The sequence below is a fragment of the Chryseobacterium tagetis genome (assembly GCF_016735585.2).
GTDB lineage: Bacteria > Bacteroidota > Bacteroidia > Flavobacteriales > Weeksellaceae > Chryseobacterium > Chryseobacterium tagetis.
Genome location: NZ_JAERSE020000002.1, coordinates 750,873 through 767,290 on the forward strand (window position 1 = coordinate 750,873; position 16,418 = coordinate 767,290).

General features: G+C 35.8%; 13 protein-coding genes and 2 tRNA genes. 8 read left to right on the forward strand and 7 right to left on the reverse strand.

What is annotated here, in order from left to right:
* Positions 1-112 precede the first annotated feature (112 nt).
* Complete coding sequence (locus JI747_RS08910; RefSeq protein ID WP_225687859.1) at positions 113-298, forward strand: hypothetical protein; 186 nt, start codon at positions 113-115, stop codon at positions 296-298.
* Between the two features lie 38 nt (positions 299-336).
* Here JI747_RS08910 and JI747_RS08915 read toward each other — a convergent pair whose 3' ends face one another.
* From JI747_RS08915 to JI747_RS08935, 5 genes are all read right to left on the reverse strand, one after another.
* A complete protein-coding gene (locus JI747_RS08915; protein ID WP_225687861.1) occupies positions 337-2,865 on the reverse strand; it encodes a DUF5686 family protein in 2,529 nt (842 codons plus the stop codon).
* A 220-nt stretch (positions 2,866-3,085) separates the two neighbouring features.
* Positions 3,086-3,162: transfer RNA gene (locus JI747_RS08920), tRNA-Asn, on the reverse strand.
* Positions 3,163-3,367: 205 nt separating this feature from the next.
* A tRNA-Asn gene (locus JI747_RS08925) sits at positions 3,368-3,444 on the reverse strand.
* An 81-nt stretch (positions 3,445-3,525) separates the two neighbouring features.
* A complete protein-coding gene (gene rseP / locus JI747_RS08930; RefSeq protein ID WP_225687863.1) occupies positions 3,526-4,872 on the reverse strand; it encodes an RIP metalloprotease RseP in 1,347 nt (448 codons plus the stop codon).
* 104 nt (positions 4,873-4,976) lie between these two features.
* The gene (locus JI747_RS08935; RefSeq protein ID WP_225687865.1) at positions 4,977-5,417 is read right to left on the reverse strand and encodes a DUF6646 family protein; all 441 of its coding nucleotides are present in this window, start codon (positions 5,415-5,417) and stop codon (positions 4,977-4,979) included.
* A 102-nt stretch (positions 5,418-5,519) separates the two neighbouring features.
* Between JI747_RS08935 and JI747_RS08940 the strand changes: the two genes are divergently transcribed.
* Complete coding sequence (locus JI747_RS08940; RefSeq protein WP_225687866.1) at positions 5,520-6,272, forward strand: nitrilase family protein; 753 nt, start codon at positions 5,520-5,522, stop codon at positions 6,270-6,272.
* A gap of 273 nt (positions 6,273-6,545) precedes the next feature.
* Here JI747_RS08940 and JI747_RS08945 read toward each other — a convergent pair whose 3' ends face one another.
* Together JI747_RS08945 and JI747_RS08950 are read right to left on the reverse strand one after the other, a co-directional pair.
* On the reverse strand, positions 6,546-6,845 hold the full coding sequence (locus JI747_RS08945) for a thioredoxin family protein (protein ID WP_225687867.1): 300 nt from the start codon (positions 6,843-6,845) through the stop codon (positions 6,546-6,548).
* A 173-nt stretch (positions 6,846-7,018) separates the two neighbouring features.
* The gene (locus tag JI747_RS08950) at positions 7,019-8,428 is read right to left on the reverse strand and encodes an MBL fold metallo-hydrolase (protein ID WP_225687868.1); all 1,410 of its coding nucleotides are present in this window, start codon (positions 8,426-8,428) and stop codon (positions 7,019-7,021) included.
* A gap of 273 nt (positions 8,429-8,701) precedes the next feature.
* Here JI747_RS08950 and JI747_RS08955 point away from each other — a divergent pair, with 273 nt between their 5' ends.
* The 6 genes from JI747_RS08955 (at position 8,702) to JI747_RS08980 (ending at position 16,400) form a co-directional block, all read left to right on the forward strand.
* A complete protein-coding gene (locus JI747_RS08955) occupies positions 8,702-10,228 on the forward strand; it encodes a helicase HerA-like domain-containing protein (protein WP_225687869.1) in 1,527 nt (508 codons plus the stop codon).
* Positions 10,229-10,378: 150 nt separating this feature from the next.
* Positions 10,379-11,602: a 3'-5' exonuclease gene (locus tag JI747_RS08960; protein WP_225687870.1), complete on the forward strand. Its 1,224-nt coding sequence runs from the start codon at positions 10,379-10,381 to the stop codon at positions 11,600-11,602.
* A 17-nt stretch (positions 11,603-11,619) separates the two neighbouring features.
* Entirely contained in the window at positions 11,620-11,811 is a 192-nt protein-coding gene (locus JI747_RS08965; protein WP_225687871.1) for a DUF5808 domain-containing protein, read from the forward strand.
* 234 nt (positions 11,812-12,045) lie between these two features.
* Positions 12,046-13,248, forward strand: a complete 1,203-nt coding sequence (gene lysA / locus JI747_RS08970) for a diaminopimelate decarboxylase (RefSeq protein WP_185097634.1) — start codon at positions 12,046-12,048, stop codon at positions 13,246-13,248.
* Positions 13,249-13,431: 183 nt separating this feature from the next.
* Positions 13,432-15,165 carry a thiamine pyrophosphate-dependent enzyme gene (locus tag JI747_RS08975; RefSeq protein WP_225687872.1) on the forward strand — a complete coding sequence of 578 codons (1,734 nt, stop codon included), beginning with the start codon at positions 13,432-13,434 and terminating at the stop codon, positions 15,163-15,165.
* Positions 15,165-16,400 carry an MFS transporter gene (locus JI747_RS08980; RefSeq protein WP_225687874.1) on the forward strand — a complete coding sequence of 412 codons (1,236 nt, stop codon included), beginning with the start codon at positions 15,165-15,167 and terminating at the stop codon, positions 16,398-16,400. The genes JI747_RS08975 and JI747_RS08980 overlap by 1 nt, the downstream gene beginning before the upstream one ends.
* Positions 16,401-16,418: the final 18 nt, after the last annotated feature.

A 16,418-nucleotide genomic window follows, 5' to 3' on the forward strand; every position in this document is an offset into this window, starting at 1 on the left:
CAAATTGCTGAGGATTTTTTTTCCCCCATTTTTTCTAAAAGTTAAAGTTTTAACCTATTCGTTTGTATGTAAATTCTTTATATATTTGAGAACATCCAAATAAAAATTTACTATGAAAAATGTAAAGAAAATCAAAAGAAACGAATTGAAAAATGTAATGGGAGGAATTGCTCCGGAGAATGGTTGCTTGCCATGTGATATTTATTGCAGTCTTCCGGAAGGGGAAAGACCACCTTGTAAAATTGTATATATTGTGGCTCACTGCAACAGCTGCAAAGATTATCCGGTAGAATCTTAATACAAAAAAATCTCCTTCAATTCGAAGGAGATTATATTTTAAAAGCCAACCTGGAAACCAGCTTTAACGCCGAATGTTGAAATATCCGGTCGGTCAAGATAGTTTCCTCTCCAGTTGAAATCTACTCTGAAAATTCTAAGATTTCCAAAACCGATGTTTTCAATTCCTACCCCATATTCGTAGTAAATATGCTCGCTTGGTGCCGAATATTTGAATCCTGCCACATTGATTGCCTTCGAAGCATCACTTAAAGTTCCGTAAGCTCCTCTAAGGAATGCAATTTCTCTTAATTTCAATTTCTTGATCAAAGGAATATAAGAAAGGATTTTCCCGTTAAAATGATGCTCTAAATGAAGTGTTGTATAAGTGTCCGCCACAAACTCATAATAATTAAGCTGTGCAAAAGTATTCTGTGCTAAACTGTAAGACTGGTTTCCCGGAATTACGTTTTGTAAAGCCAAAGGAACGGTATCAAAGTTTTTTCCGGCTTCAAAATTAATTAATGTTTTCCCCCAGCTTCCGATCAAAACAGGTTTGTAGAACATGAACTGTAATTTGTTATAATTAAAGTCAGATCCGAATAAGCCTTCTATCCCTCTTGTGTATTTTAAAACAATGGTTGGAGCCAATGTTCCGTGTTCATATCTGTCGATTCCGGTTTGGGAGAATTTCGCGCCCGGTCTTGCAATTAAGCTGAATGTAATATGAGAATCGTTGGTAGTTTGTCTTAAATTCCCGTCTTTGTAATACATTAAATTAAACCCTGAAGGATTAGCTGAATTAATGCTCTGCATTGTTCCGTCTAACCTGATCTGGAAGTTTTTCCAAGGTTCGATGGAGGTAAAAACGTTGGTTTGATTTACAGAACTTAATGATGCGTTTTCACCTCTTGCAAAAAGCGTTGAAGATGCGAAGGTTCTTGCCATGATTCCGTCGTCATTGGTCAGTTGAACTCCTAATTGTAAGATGTCTCTTCTTGTTCCTGCTCCAATGGTAAATCTGTTGACTCTGTTAAACATGAATCTTGCTTCAGCGCCATATTTTACTTGCTGATCTTTAAATCCGTAAGCTGTATAAAACTGAACTCTCCAAGGGTCATTTCTTGTGAAATAGGTTCTTGCTCCCAATCGGATTCTGTCTCCTTCTATTTCATTTTTTCCGTAAATAGAGAAAATAGGGCCTAAATCTATTCCTTTGACAACATTGTAATATCCTGATCCTAAAGTTTCATATAGCTTTACAATCCTGTTGAACTTCGGTGTTTGTTGAAGCTTATCAAGCATGTCGTAGATTCCCTGTTCGCTTTTTGATAATGAATCTGGTCTTGCTTTTAACCAATAAGCGTCGTCTTTATCAACAAATTTGTCATCATATTCCTCTTCTTTTCTTTTGAAAATATTGTCTTCGAGAGGTTTGTTGAACTGATATTCCGAATAATCAACTGATCTTTTGGCAATAATACTCTTTGAGGTTTTCTTTTTTGAAAAAGGAGTCATTTCGATTTCCGTAACGAATTTTCTGGGTAGGAAAGTGTTCTCATCCGGATTGTCGTATTCTAATTCTGTCGAAATTCCATTAATGAAATTGACATTAATCTTCTGAGTTGATTTTAAGATTGCTCCCAAAACGGCATAGCTGTCTGTGTCAATATATAGATAGCCCTGAAAGGCTAAGACTTCAGTTCTTTTAGGCTGATAACGGATTTTAAAAGCTCTTTCTCCACGAATGGAAATGGTATCTACTAAATTATAATCATACGTGCTGAAACCTGTTTCGCCAACCGGACTTGGAAATCCAATATCGAAATAATTTAATGTGTTATCGTAAATATTAATATCACGGTACAGATTTTTTGCAGTTAAAGTAATGATTTGGTTGTCTTGAAACCCGGAAGTTTTTTGAGCAATTAAAAGTCTTTTTGTTTTTTTTGAAGGTTTGTTTTCACCATAATTTTCATAAATGGCTTCATTTAAGAAAATAGGAAGTCCAAGTTTTCCGTTTGCTGTAGAATCTTTGTAATCGAAAATGAATTCCAGTTTATTGAAGATTTTTCTCTTCATGAATGTGCTGTCCAGATTATTGGCATCAAACTGAATTTTTTCATATTCTTTATACGTGTACGTATCGAATTTATCTAAACCGTTATTTCTTTTTCTTTCCCATACTTTCTGCATAATGGCATAAGCCGGGTTTTCCTTTTTATTTTTGAATTTCGGACGTTCGTTGTTAATGACTACGGCTTCAATATTGCCTACTTTCTCTGCAGACATTTTAATGAGCAAATTCTCAAAGCTTGCAGGACTGACTCCTATGCTTTCTACAGCGTAATTTTTTTTCTGAAATTTAAGTTTATAAATAATCGTATCAGATTGTATACTGAAGTTTGCAGATGATGTGGTAGTATAACGCGTATTGCTGTCGTTGATAAATATATCTACGCCTGTAATGGGAGCATTTGTTTTCTCATCAATGATTCTTCCGTTTGCTGAGTTTTGGGCCTGTAAAGCGCCAAAAAGAATTAGGGAAAAACAGGTGAGGTAATATTTAAAATTGTTAGTTGACATCATTTGTTTCTTCGAGCATTTAGCATAATCAAAAACTGTGCTGCTTTGCAATGTGTTTAAAAGGTTTTGCGGTTGGTTTGTAAAGCTGCAAAGTTAACGAAAATTACCCTACTAATATTGTGGGAGATAGAAGGTTTCTTCGGTGAAATGAAAATTGTTGTATAGAGTAATGTTTTGAAGAGTTTGTACATAAAAAAAGACCTACATTTCTGTAAGTCTTTTTTGGCTCCTCCTGCTGGGCTCGAACCAGCGACCCTCTGATTAACAGTCAGATGCTCTAACCAACTGAGCTAAGGAGGAATGTTCCTTTGTTTTAGTGGTGCAAATATAATATGAATATTACGATTACACAAATTTTTATTTTAAAAATATTGAAAAAATTCCTTTGCTCATGGGGTTTTGAAAGCTATTTTGTTATTTTTCAATAAATTAAGAAGATGAAAAATTGTATTGGAAATAAGAAAAAAGTAAATAAAAAAAAGACCTACATTTCTGTAAGTCTTTTTGGCTCCTCCTGCTGGGCTCGAACCAGCGACCCTCTGATTAACAGTCAGATGCTCTAACCAACTGAGCTAAGGAGGAATGTCCTTTGTTTTAAGTGGTGCAAATATAGGACGAATATTTATACCTTACAAATATTTTTATTAAAAATTTTTAAAAATATTATAAGCTTCCGGTTAAGGCTTTGAAAATATCACTTCCGAAAATCAGTAACATCAATCCTAACAGAAAGATAACGCCTACCATCTGTGCATTTTCCAATACTTTTTGAGGGACAGGTTTTCCAACAATCATTTCATATAATGTGAAAATAACGTGTCCACCATCCAATCCTGGGATAGGAATTAAGTTCAAAAATGCCAGCCAAACTGAAAACATTGCCGTGAAACTCCAGAAAGCAGTCCAGTTGATTGAAAAGTTTCCGTCTTTCGATTGGTTTACCGGCATATTTTTAATAATAGCAATAGGACCTCCTACTTTTTTATATCCCTGTACTTTTTTGTTGAAGATTAATTTGAACTGTTTAACCTGATACGTTAAGCTTTCAATACTTCTTGTGAATCCTCTTCCGATAGATTGTGCAAAAGTGAAGTGTTGAGTATTGGCGTATTTCTCCAATTGCTTATAAGAAGCAATACCGATCGTTCCTTCTTTGGATACAGGAATGCTTAATGGTTGTGTCGTTCCGTTTCTTAGAACTTCAATATTAATAGGTTTTCCGGCACTTTTTCCTACGGCAGCCTGAAACTCATCATAATAATTGATTTTCTGACCGTTTGCAGCAATTACCTGATCACCAACTTTTAAACCTGCTTCTGCTGTTTTAGGATTAACAATTGTATCAATTACAGCAGCATATCTTGGAGTAAGGAATCCTTTGGGGTTTTCATCTTTAAAAGCAAGAGCTTTACCATCATCATTGGTATTGAAAGTGGTCTCTTTTCCGTCTCTTAAAACAGTAATCTGATCACTTAATAAAATATCCAGAGATAGTTTATCTAAATTGTTTTGCGTTTTTCCGTCTACTTTTAAGATTTTATCACCATCCTTGAAGCCCATTGCTTTAGCAACATTGGTATAATGCATTGGCGTTTCAACTTTCGTTGTGTCGAACGTTGTTTCTCCGTTGAAGAAAGATAAACATCCATAAATAAGCCACGCTAAGAAAAAGTTTACCGTAACCCCTCCCAACATGATGATCAGTCTCTGCCAAGCCGGTTTTGCTCTGAATTCCCAAGGTTGAGCCGGTTGTTTCAGTTGTTCGGTATCCATGCTTTCGTCTACCATTCCGGCGATTTTTACATACCCTCCGAAAGGAAGCCATCCGATACCGTACTCGGTTTCACCAATTTTTTTCTTTGCGATAGAGAACCATGGATCGAAGAAAAGGTAGAATTTTTCAACTTTGGTCTTAAACCATTTTGCGGGTAAGAAATGCCCAAGTTCGTGAAGGATTACCAAGATAGAAATGCTCAATATAAATTGAAACAGTTTGATTGCTATTTCCATTAATGCTTTTTATGTTTAATTTGCAAAGGTAACAATTATCAAAACTATGCCAAATAAAAAAGCTCCCCTAAACGAGAAGCTTTGTCATATAATAGAATGATTTCTTACAGATTAATAGAAACACCTAAGCTGCCATTGTTTCCGATTTCCGCAAAAACTCCGATTCTTTCAGTGAAAAAGTATCTTGCACCAATGTGAGCCCCGATTCCGAAATCTTTCCCCAAAACTCCGACATCAACACCAGGATAGATGTCTAATTTTTCAGGTAATTGTAATGTTTCTTTTAAATGAAAATTCAGCCTTCCGAAAATAAAAACACTATTGTCGCTGTCATTATCTTTATAATTACTAAAATAGCCATTTAAACCAGCTCCTATCGAGATTAGATTGTTCAAGCCATAATCATAGGTTCCGGTAATGCCTGTTCCGTATCCCCAAGCGCTTAATCCGGCGTTGATTTTCTGATCTCCTTTTCCTGTCCATGCCTGTGCATTTGCCGTAGCTCCTGCAAAGATCAGTGCGAACATAACAACCAATTTCTTCATAAATTTTACAATTTTATAATAGTATTAAAAACAATCCTTATCAAAAATAGAACCGAAATCATTAGAAAATCGTATTTTTATTGAAGTTTTTTAACAAAGTTTATGAAGATCACGGGACTGAATTTAGATATCATCTGGAAAAATAAAACGGACAATTTCCAACTCATAGAAAAAGAATTACAGGATCAGGATGCAGATCTATTTCTGCTTCCGGAAATGTTCTCGACAGGATTTTGCATGGATGCATCAGAAGTTTCGGACAGAAATCAGGAATCTTTAGAATTTTTAAAAAAGATGGCTAAAGAAAAAAACGCTGCTTTCTGTGGAAGCGCTCCTGTAGAAGAGGGCGGGAAATTTTACAACAGAATGTATTTTGTGCAGACGGATTCTCAGGTTGATTTCTATGATAAAAGACATTTGTTTTCTTTTTCGGGAGAAGATAAAGTGTACACTCCGGGAAAAGAGCGTGTAATTGTAAACTATAAAGATTTCAGAATTCTGTTACAGGTGTGTTATGACCTTCGTTTTCCTGTTTTTGCCAGAAATAATGATGACTATGATGCTATTTTATACGTAGCAAACTGGCCGGAAAAAAGGGTGGGAGCCTGGGAACATTTGCTGAAAGCCAGAGCTATTGAAAACCTTTCTTTTGTTTTTGGATTAAACAGAATCGGAACAGACGGAAATAATTTGTTTTATCCTGAAAGTTCGCACTGTTTCTTTGCAGACGGAAAAGAAATTTCTAAAAAACAAGGAAATGTTGTTTCTGCTGAATTAAATATGGAAGAATTAAAAGACTTCAGAAGTCATTTTCAGTTTTTAAATGACCGCGATTCTTTTGTGATTGAACTGTAATTCTTATTTCACGATTTTACATATATTCTTTGCGTTGAAATTTATTTTTAACGCAAAGAATTAATAATTTAAACTTTTTATTTTAGAAAAGCAAAGGCAAATAAATTTGCTGCGCGAAGCTGAAACAAGAGCTTCTTAAAAATCAACCTGTTGATTCCTCTTGGCTCACTTGATATTCATCAGTATTAAAATGAAACTTTGCGTAAAAATCACTTAAGTATCTGTATGAATTAGGACGTAACTAAAAATAAAAAAACTGTGAAAAATCACAGTTTAAGAATATTGTTTTAAAAGTTGTGTCAAGGTGTTGACGTCATGAACACCGCTTTCTTTCCATAACATTTCTCCTTGTTTGAAGATCGCTAAAGTCGGAACACCGCGAACTCCGTATTGAGCAGCAAGAGCCGGATATTGATCTACATCTACTTTGATGATTCTTGCCTCTTCTCCAACGTTTTCTTTTACTGTATTTAAGACCGAAGACTGTACTTTGCAAGGTTGGCACCAAGTTGCGAAAAAGTCAATAAGAACCGGTCTTTCGGAATCTATAATTTCCTGAAATTTTTGTGACATTTTTGAGTTTTTTATTAAAAAAACACTTTAGTTTATCAGATGTAAATTTTAAAATCACTTAAAAGAAGAGCTGTAGTACAATCTAACTTTGTGTTTTTAAGACTTATTGCTTATAGACTAAAGTGTTATAAATTTGTTATGTAGATTTATTTACAGCAAAAACAATTCCAAAATTATATTGTTTTTGACTGGCAAATAAAGTCTGAAGTAGGGAGTTTTTCTGTTTTTTTAATCCCGTTAAAACCGCCTTCTATTTCAGTAAAATTTCTGATTCCGTGTGAGTTAAGAATACTTGCTGCAATCATACTTCTGTAACCTCCTGCACAATGAAGGAAAAAATGTTCAGAATCATCAATAGACATTACCCAATCACTGATTGTGTCCAGAGGTTTATTATAAGCATTGTCAATATGCTCTGCAGAGTATTCTGTCAGCTTTCTTACATCAATTACTTTAGCATCTTCTTTAAATTCTTCTGCGAATTCAGTCGGAGAAATTCTTTTTACTTCATCGGTTTCTTTACCTGAATTTTTCCATGCCTCAAAACCTCCTTTCAAATATCCTACGACATGATCGAATCCAACGCGGCTCAATCTTGTAATCGCTTCCTCTTCTGTTCCTTCGTCGGAAACTAATAATATTGGATGCTTTACATCAACGATTAGCGTTCCTACCCAAGGAGCAAAATCTCCTTTTAGACCAATATTGATAGAATTTGGAATAAATCCTTTATGGAAATCTGCTGCACCTCTCGTGTCTAAAATTAAAGCTCCGGTTTCTTCCGCAAACGCTTCAAAATCTTCAACAAAAACTGGGGTTAATCCTTTGTCCATTACTGTTTCAAAACTTTCGTAACCGCCTTTGTTCATAGCAACATTCATCCCGAAATACTTTGGTGGAGCTGTCAACCCGTCAAGAACTTCTCTAATGAACGATTCTTTATCAGGCTGATTAAGGGCGTAATTGGTTCTCTTTTGATTTCCCAAAATATCAACCGTTTCTTTCTGCATATTTTTTCCGCAAGCAGAACCTGCACCATGCGCCGGATATACTGTAATGCTGTCATCCAAAGGCATAATTTTCGCCTGAAGGCTTTCATATAAAATTCCTGCAAGATCCTCCTGAGTAACGCTTCCTGCTTTTTGAGCAAGATCAGGTCTTCCCACATCTCCTAAAAACAAGGTGTCTCCTGTGAAAATTGCTGTTTCCACTCCATTTTCGTCAATCAGAAGGTATGTTGTGCTTTCCATGGTGTGACCAGGAGTGTGTAAAGCTTTAATCTTTACTTTTCCGATTTCAAAAATCTGATTGTCTTCCGCTACAATTGTTTCAAACTGAGGCTGTGCAGTAGGTCCGTACACGATGGCAGCACCTGTTTTTTTACTTAAATCCAAATGTCCCGAGACAAAATCTGCGTGGAAGTGGGTTTCAAAAATATATTTTAAGGTTACCCCGTCTTTTTCTAAACGATCAAGGTAGGGCTTTATCTCTCTTAAAGGATCAATAATTGCTGCTTCATTTTCGGATACGATGTAGTATGCTCCCTGAGCAAGACATCCTGTATATATTTGTTCAACTTTCATTATGAGATTGTAAAAGCTTTAATGTTTTTATTTATGTACAAAAATCGGGTTTATTTTTTAATACTTATCAAAAATAAAGAATCTATACCGATAGAATAAATCTATAAAGTTATTTATTTATAGTGTGTTTTTCTTTTAAATTTCAATAAACCAGTTTTTTATAGCTAAAATAGGACTTTTCTGAAATTTATCAGCTGAAATTAATCATGATTAATATTCTATACTCAAATGTTTTCTAAAAAATTTTATATTTACTAAGATAAAAAAGAGCAAATGGCAGATAAAGCACAATTTATTGAAGAACAAAATGCAAGATATACTCCCAAAGGAGAACATATTATATTAGGAAAAGGAATGCTGGATGGCGAAGTGATTCCCGAAGTGAATGTTACCATTCCTCTGAAAACAATCAACCGTCACGGACTTATTGCAGGAGCAACGGGAACGGGAAAGACCAAAACGTTGCAGGTATTTGCAGAACAGCTTTCTCATGCAGGAATTCCGTCTTTGGTATTGGATATAAAAGGAGACTTTTCAGGAATCGCGGAAGCGGGAACAGAAAACCCGGCAATTCAGGAAAGGTATGCAAAAACACAGCTTCCTTACAATCCACAGGCGTTTCCGGTAGAATTGATGTCGATTTCCGGAGAAAAAGGAGTGAAATTAAGAGCTACGGTTACAGAATTCGGTCCGGTTTTATTAAGTAAAATTTTACAATTGAATGAAACGCAGCAGAGTATCATGGCTATTGTGTTCAAATATTGTGATGATAAAGGATTGCCTTTAATTGATCTCAATGATTTGAAAAAGGTATTACAGTATGTTACAGATAATGCACAGGGTAAAGCAGAATTAGCCGCTAATTACGGTTCAATTGCTCCGGCTTCCTTAGGAGCGATTTTAAGATCAATTGTTGCTTTAGAACAACAGGGAGCTTCAAGCTTTTTTGGAGAATTAAGCTTTGATGTTCATGATTTACTTGAAACCAGAGATGGGAAAGGAGTGGTGAATATTCTGAGAGTTGCGGATATCCAAAGCAAACCGCAATTGTTTTCCACTTTTATGCTTTCGTTATTTGCGGAAATCTATATGACTTTCCCTGAAGAAGGAGATAGCGGAAGACCTAAACTGGTACTTTTCATCGATGAAGCCCATTTGATTTTTGATGAATCTTCAAAAGCATTGGTTTCACAAATTGAAACAATGGTGAAACTGATCCGTTCAAAAGGAGTGGGAATTTATTTTATTACCCAAATTCCTGGAGATGTTCCGGAAGCGGTTCTTTCCCAATTGGGGCTGAAAATTCAGCATGCATTGAGAGGTTTTACCGCAAAAGATAAAAAAGAAATTTCAAAAGCCGTAGAAAACTATCCTACAACGGAATTTTATGATGCGGCAACATTGATTCAGAATTTGGGAATCGGGGAAGCTTTTGTTACCGCTTTGGATGAAAAAGGAATTCCTACGCCGTTGGTTCATACGTATTTAATTTCGCCTGAATCGAGAATGGATATTCTGAATGATGCAGAAATTTCAACACTGATTAGTAATTCAGCACTGGTTGCTAAATATCAGAATGATATAAATAGTGAGTCTGCTTATGAAATGTTGGTGACAAGAATGGAACAGGCAGCGCAAAATGCGGCTCCGACTCAAAAAACCAAACCGGTAAAGGAAGAGCCTGGAATGTTTGAGCAGGTTTTAAACAGCAGACAGGGACGAACTTTTACAAATACTTTACTGAGGGAAGGGGCGAAAGCCATCTTAGGAATGCTTGGACTTGGAGGAAGAAAAAGATAACAATTAATAAATTTTATTATTTTAGCGGGATTTTCGATAATTAACCCTGAGGAAAATTGGCATAAGTTGTGTTATTATTTCATTAATCGGGATTAAAACTTTTTGAAGGAGAAAATTTCAATAGTAATCAAAAAATTGTATAAAATTTAGATGTATTCAATTATTGACATAGAAAGTAATGGTGCAGGTTACAGAAAAGAATGCATTATAGATATTGCTGTTTACAGATACGATGGTCAGAAGATTGTTGACCAGTTTATTTCATTGGTTAATCCGGAAAGTGATATCACTCCTTTTGTACAGAAGCTGACCGGAATTACTCCCAAAATGGTAAAAACGGCTCCCAAATTCCACGAAATTGCCCGAAGAATTATTGAAATTACAGAAAATACAACATTAGTAGGCCATAATATAGAATTTGATTACAGGATGCTTCGCCAATCGTTTCAACGATTAGGGTATGATTTTAAAATCAATACATTAGATACGATTCCTTTGGCTAAAAAATTAATTCCGGATGAGGTAAGTTATTCTCTCGGGAAATTGGTGAAATCTCTCGGGATTCCTTTGACGAATCATCACAGAGCTGAAGGAGATGCAAGAGCAACCTTGGAATTATTCAAGCTTTTGGTGTCGAAAGATACTGAAAACGAGATCGTTCAAAAACAGTACGATGAAACGAATGCCAAAACGTATATCAATAAAATAAAGGAACTTACGCAGGATCTTCCTAACGAAAAAGGATTTGTATACTTTCAGAATGAAAGTGGAAAAATCATTTTTTCAGATCATGTGCAGGATATTAATAAATTTTCGAAGAAGGTTTTTAATTCCAAATCGAAAAAGTGGGAAGCAATTCAAAATGAAGTGGAGCAGATTAATTATGAACTTACCGGAACGGACATTATTGCTAAACTGCTGTTGAATTCTAAAGGAATTAAGAAAAGAGATCCACTTACATTTGGGCTGTACTACAGGAGTGATAAATATGTGGTTGAGAAGAATAAGCTTAATAAAGTAGAAAAACCTATCCTGAAGTTCAGATCATTTACACAAGGTGCAAAAGCTATAGAATTCATCTCAAACCTTGAGGAATACAAGAATATAGAAGTTTTTAAAAATAAAATAGATTTTAGAAAAAGAAACGAACTCTGGCTTGGACAGGGAAGGAAACTGGGCGAAAAATTATTCTTGATTATAGAAAATGGTAAAGTGATTTCTTACGGATTTTACGAACTATTCACGCAGATTCAGACTTTAAGTAAACTTTCAAAATTGAAGATTGATCTGCAGTATCAGTCTTCAGATTTGATTAATGAACTGCAGTTAGCTTTGCTTCGTGGTGATTTTGAAACGCTGCCGCTGCCAAAGTAATTTAAAATAAAGAAATTATGAATAATGTAGATAAAGAATCTTCTCACTGGAAGTTTGGACTTTTTTATTACAATAAAGAAGATAAAAGAATATTTCCTCCGAAGAGATTTGAATTTGGCTGGACGGTGAATTTTGCCAATCCATTATCTGTTTCTGTATTTTTATTGATTCTGATAATAATCGGTCTTATTTCGCAGTTGCTGAAATAAGTTGAGGTTTTACATTTTATAAGAATTCGGGGCGGTTTTCTCAAAATAAGTAGTATTTTTGCAAAAAAATAAGTAAAAGCAATGCAAAATTTTAAACAAATTAAAACTGGAAAAAAGGGAACTGTAAAGTTCTCTAAGGTTTGGAATATTTAAAAGAGTTGTCTTGCATAAAAAATAATCATTGCGGCAGACTCTTTTCGAAGAATCTGCCTTTTTTTATGTTAAAATGAAATTATGAATCCAAAAGAATTATTAAAGATCGCCAATGAGTTTGGCACTCCTGTGTATGTTTATGATGCTGAATCCATCAAAGTTCAATACGAGAAACTTACATCTTCTTTTTTAAAACACACAAAGTTCTTCTACGCAGCGAAGGCGCTGACAAATATTAATATCCTTAAATATGTAAAGAACTTAGGTGCTTCTTTGGATTGTGTTTCAATTAATGAAGTGAAACTAGGTTTGAAAGCTGGGTTTCCTAAAGAAAAAATACTATTTACTCCCAACTGTGTAGACTTGGCTGAAATTGAGGAAGCAATGACTTTCGGAGTGCATATCAATATTGATAATATTTCTATTCTTGAGCAGTTTGGTAATAAATACGGAAATACGTATCCGATTTTAGTAAGAATCAATCCTCACATTTTCGCGGGAGGGAATTATAAAATTTCTACGGGACATATTGATAGCAAATTTGGTATCTCCATTCACCAGGTTCGTCACATTGAAAGAGTGATGAAATCTACCAACCTGAATGTAGAGGGGCTTCACATGCATACGGGAAGTGAGATCAAAGATCCGGATGTTTTCTTACAGGCTTTAGATATTATGCTGGAGCTTTCTGAGCATTTTCCGAATCTTAAATATTTGGATATGGGAAGCGGGTTCAAAATTCCTTATCAGGATACTGAAGAAGAAACCGATGTGAAAACATTAGGTAAAAAAGTAGAAAAAGTAATCTCTGAATTTTCAAAAGCAACAGGGAAGAAATTCGAATTATGGTTCGAGCCGGGGAAATTCCTGGTAGGAAAAAGTGGATATTTATTAGTAAAAGCGAATGTAATTAAACAAACAACAGCTACGGTTTTTGTTGGAGTGAATTCTGGTTTCAATCATTTGATCCGTCCAATGTTCTATGATTCTTACCACGTTATCGAAAACCTGTCTAATCCAAAAGGAGCGGAAAGAATCTATACAGTGGTTGGAAATATTTGCGAAACAGATACTTTTGCATGGGACAGAAAGCTGAATGAAGTAAGAGAGGGGGATATTTTGGTGTTCCAGAATGCAGGAGCTTACGGTTTTGAAATGAGTTCAAACTTTAACTCAAGATTGAAACCTGCTGAAGTTCTTTTCTTAGATGGAAAAGCTCATTTGATTAGAAAAAGAGATGAATTTGAAGATCTTTTGAGAAATCAGATTGAAGTAATCAATTAAAATATTGGAACTCCGCAATTTTTTGCGGAGTTTTTTTATGTACTTAAGATAATTTTAATCAGAAAGAATCTTAAAAATATTTATTATTCCCTAAATTTGATAGAGGCTAAATAATAATGAAGCCTTTCCAGTCCATATTCACATCCGTTTTTTCAAATAATTATAACACCAAAACATATTATTATGGCTAAAAATATAGCTGAGCAAATTGTTGAAATGCTCGAAAATGCCAATGTGAAAAGAATTTATGCAGTAACGGGCGACAGTCTCAATCATTTAAATATAGCAGTAAAAAAAAGCAGTATCGAATGGATTCATGTAAGACATGAAGAAGTGGGAGCATATGCAGCTGCAGCAGAAGCGGAACTCGATGGTTTTGCAGTCTGTGCAGGAAGTTGTGGGCCGGGACACGTTCATTTGATCAACGGAGTGTATGAGGCGCACCGTTCCCATGTTCCTATGCTGGTAATTGCTTCCAGTATTCCAAGTGATGAAATGGGAATGGATTATTTTCAGGAAACAAATACTATAAAATTATTTGATGATTGCAGTCATTATAATCAGATGATTACAAGACCGGAGCAGGTACAAAGAACTGTTCAGACCGCCATTCAGCATGCGATTTCTAAAAAAGGAGTTGCCGTGATCGGGCTTCCTGGAGATGTTTCCGAACTGAATGCAGAAGAAGCAACCACGTCCAATAAAATTTTTAAAACCAATCCAATTATCCGTCCGTCGGATGAGGAACTCAATAAATTGGCGGGTCTAATTAATGAAAGCGAAAAAGTGACGATCTATTGTGGAATTGGGGCTGAAAATGCCAATGCTGAAGTGGTGGAACTTTCAAAATATTTAAAAGCACCTGTCGGGTATTCTTTCCGTGGGAAAATGGCGATTCAGCCGAATAATCCGAATGAAGTCGGTTTGACGGGACTTCTGGGGCTTCCTTCTGCTTATCATGCGATGCACGAAGCGGATTTACTCATTCTCTTAGGAACAGATTTCCCTTATCAGAAATTTATGCCTGTTAAAAATAAAATTGTTCAGATCGATGAAAGTCCGGAAAGACTTGGAAGAAGGGCGAAATTGGAATTGGGATTGGCAGGTGACGTAAAAGAAACCATCAAAGCTTTGTTACCCTTATTAAAAGAGAAGACAGATATTCATTTCCTAAATCAGCAATTGGAATTTTATGAGAAAGTAAAAGAAACCCAATTGACCTATGTAAAAGATTCCGGCAAAGAAAATGCGATTCAGCCTGAGTTTGTAGCGCATACTTTAGATAAACTAGCTAAAAGAGATGCCATTTTTACTGTAGATACAGGAATGTGCTGTGTTTGGGGAGCGAGATATATTACGGGAACGGGTGAACGGAAAATGTTAGGCTCATTCAATCATGGTTCGATGGCGAATGCAATGCCAATGGCAATCGGAGCTTCTTTAGCTCATCCCGAAAGACAGGTGATTGCAATGTGTGGGGATGGGGGCTTATCGATGCTGCTAGGTGATATGGCGACTATTTTTCAATATAAATTGCCTGTTAAGCTTATTGTTTTCAATAACAGAGCACTGGGAATGGTAAAACTGGAAATGGAAGTAGGAGGAATGCCGGATAACGAAACGGATATGATTAACCCTGATTTTGGAATGATTGCTCAAGCGATGGGCTATCCCGGAAAAAATGTGCACAAGCCGGAAGAAGTGGAAGCCGCTATCAAAGATTGTTTAGAGTACAAGGGGCCTTATTTGCTTAATATTTTCACCAATCCGAATGCGCTGGCTTTACCTCCTAAAATTGAATTCGAGCAGGTTGTTGGAATGACAAAATCGATGGCGCAACTCATGTTGGGTGGAAAAATGGAAGAAGCATTAGATACTGTTAAAACAAATTATAAACATATTAAAGGATTGCTATAATGAGTGCATCTTTAAAAAAATATTACGTTATTGCCTGGGTTTTTGGGCTTGTCTTTTACTTTCTGGATTACGTGATCAGATCGGCTCCGGCGGTAATGCTTCCTGAATTAGTCAATAATTTCAATACCACAGAGCTGAAACTCATCAGTATGGTGGGAACCTATTATTACACCTATTCTACCTGTAGTTTAATTGCTGGTGTGGCTTTAGACAAATTTGGAGGCAAACGCTCTCTTTTTGTCGGGGCTCTAATTTTAGGAATCGGATGTTTATTATTCTTAATTTCCAGTCAGGTTGCCGGAGTTTCGGGGAGATTATTACAGGGAGCTGGTTGTGCTTTTGCATTTCCTGGCTGTGTTTATCTTGCGAGTAAAGGATTTTCTTCAAAATCTTTGGCTACAGCGATTGGAGTTACCCAATGTATCGGGATGTTGGGTGGAACAGCAGGTCAGTTTGTGGTGGGTCCTTGGGTAGAAGAAGGAGTGAATATTGATACGTTTTGGCTTTGGTCTGGGATTGTAACATTAATTACTGCATTCTGTCTGTTTTTCGTAATTCCGAAAGAAGCAAAAGCAGAAGAACCTACAGAAAAAGGAACAAAATCAATTGGCTATCTGGAACCCTATAAGATTGTTTTCAAAAATCCCCAATCCTGGTTATGCGGAATTATCTCAGGATTGTTATTTGCTCCAACCACTATTTTTGCGATGACATGGGCAGTTGCTTTTTTTGAAAAAGACAAAGGCTTTGTTTTTCATGAGGCTGCGATTACCAGTGCTATGGTGGCTTTTGGTTGGGTTTTTGGCTGTCCGTTGTTAGGTTTTATTACAGATAAGATAGGACGTAGAAAACCTGTATTGATTGGAGGGGCTATTTTAATGATTGTAAGTTTATTACAGTTAATTTATCTTCCGGATCTATATCCTGCGAAAATAAGTATGTTTATTTTGGGGTTGGGTTCCGGAGCGGCAATGATTCCTTACTCCGTCATCAAAGAAACCAATCCTGATTTTGTAAAAGGCAGTGCAACAGGAGCCATCAATTTTATTACTTTTGGAGTTACTACCTTACTCAGTCCTGTGTTCAGCAGATGGTTTGGAAAAAGTTTAGGACTATCTGCCGGAGATTTGCACTTTCAGCATTCTGTTTTGTTTTGGATTTCAGGAATTGTCTTGGCCATTATTGTTTCATTAATGTTAAAAGAAACCGGGAGTAAAGCTCAGGTCAGTCTTTAATTTAAAATAGTAAAAAGG

What these genes read in the sequence shown, in the direction of transcription:
- JI747_RS08910 (WP_225687859.1), top strand. Translation starts at nt 113, where the DNA reads ATGAAAAATGTAAAGAAAATCAAAAGAAACGAATTGAAAAATGTAATG.
- JI747_RS08915 (WP_225687861.1), bottom strand. Translation starts at nt 2,865, where the DNA reads ATGATGTCAACTAACAATTTTAAATATTACCTCACCTGTTTTTCCCTA.
- rseP (WP_225687863.1), bottom strand. Translation starts at nt 4,872, where the DNA reads ATGGAAATAGCAATCAAACTGTTTCAATTTATATTGAGCATTTCTATC.
- JI747_RS08935 (WP_225687865.1), bottom strand. Translation starts at nt 5,417, where the DNA reads ATGAAGAAATTGGTTGTTATGTTCGCACTGATCTTTGCAGGAGCTACG.
- JI747_RS08940 (WP_225687866.1), top strand. Translation starts at nt 5,520, where the DNA reads ATGAAGATCACGGGACTGAATTTAGATATCATCTGGAAAAATAAAACG.
- JI747_RS08945 (WP_225687867.1), bottom strand. Translation starts at nt 6,845, where the DNA reads ATGTCACAAAAATTTCAGGAAATTATAGATTCCGAAAGACCGGTTCTT.
- JI747_RS08950 (WP_225687868.1), bottom strand. Translation starts at nt 8,428, where the DNA reads ATGAAAGTTGAACAAATATATACAGGATGTCTTGCTCAGGGAGCATAC.
- JI747_RS08955 (WP_225687869.1), top strand. Translation starts at nt 8,702, where the DNA reads ATGGCAGATAAAGCACAATTTATTGAAGAACAAAATGCAAGATATACT.
- JI747_RS08960 (WP_225687870.1), top strand. Translation starts at nt 10,379, where the DNA reads ATGTATTCAATTATTGACATAGAAAGTAATGGTGCAGGTTACAGAAAA.
- JI747_RS08965 (WP_225687871.1), top strand. Translation starts at nt 11,620, where the DNA reads ATGAATAATGTAGATAAAGAATCTTCTCACTGGAAGTTTGGACTTTTT.
- lysA (WP_185097634.1), top strand. Translation starts at nt 12,046, where the DNA reads ATGAATCCAAAAGAATTATTAAAGATCGCCAATGAGTTTGGCACTCCT.
- JI747_RS08975 (WP_225687872.1), top strand. Translation starts at nt 13,432, where the DNA reads ATGGCTAAAAATATAGCTGAGCAAATTGTTGAAATGCTCGAAAATGCC.
- JI747_RS08980 (WP_225687874.1), top strand. Translation starts at nt 15,165, where the DNA reads ATGAGTGCATCTTTAAAAAAATATTACGTTATTGCCTGGGTTTTTGGG.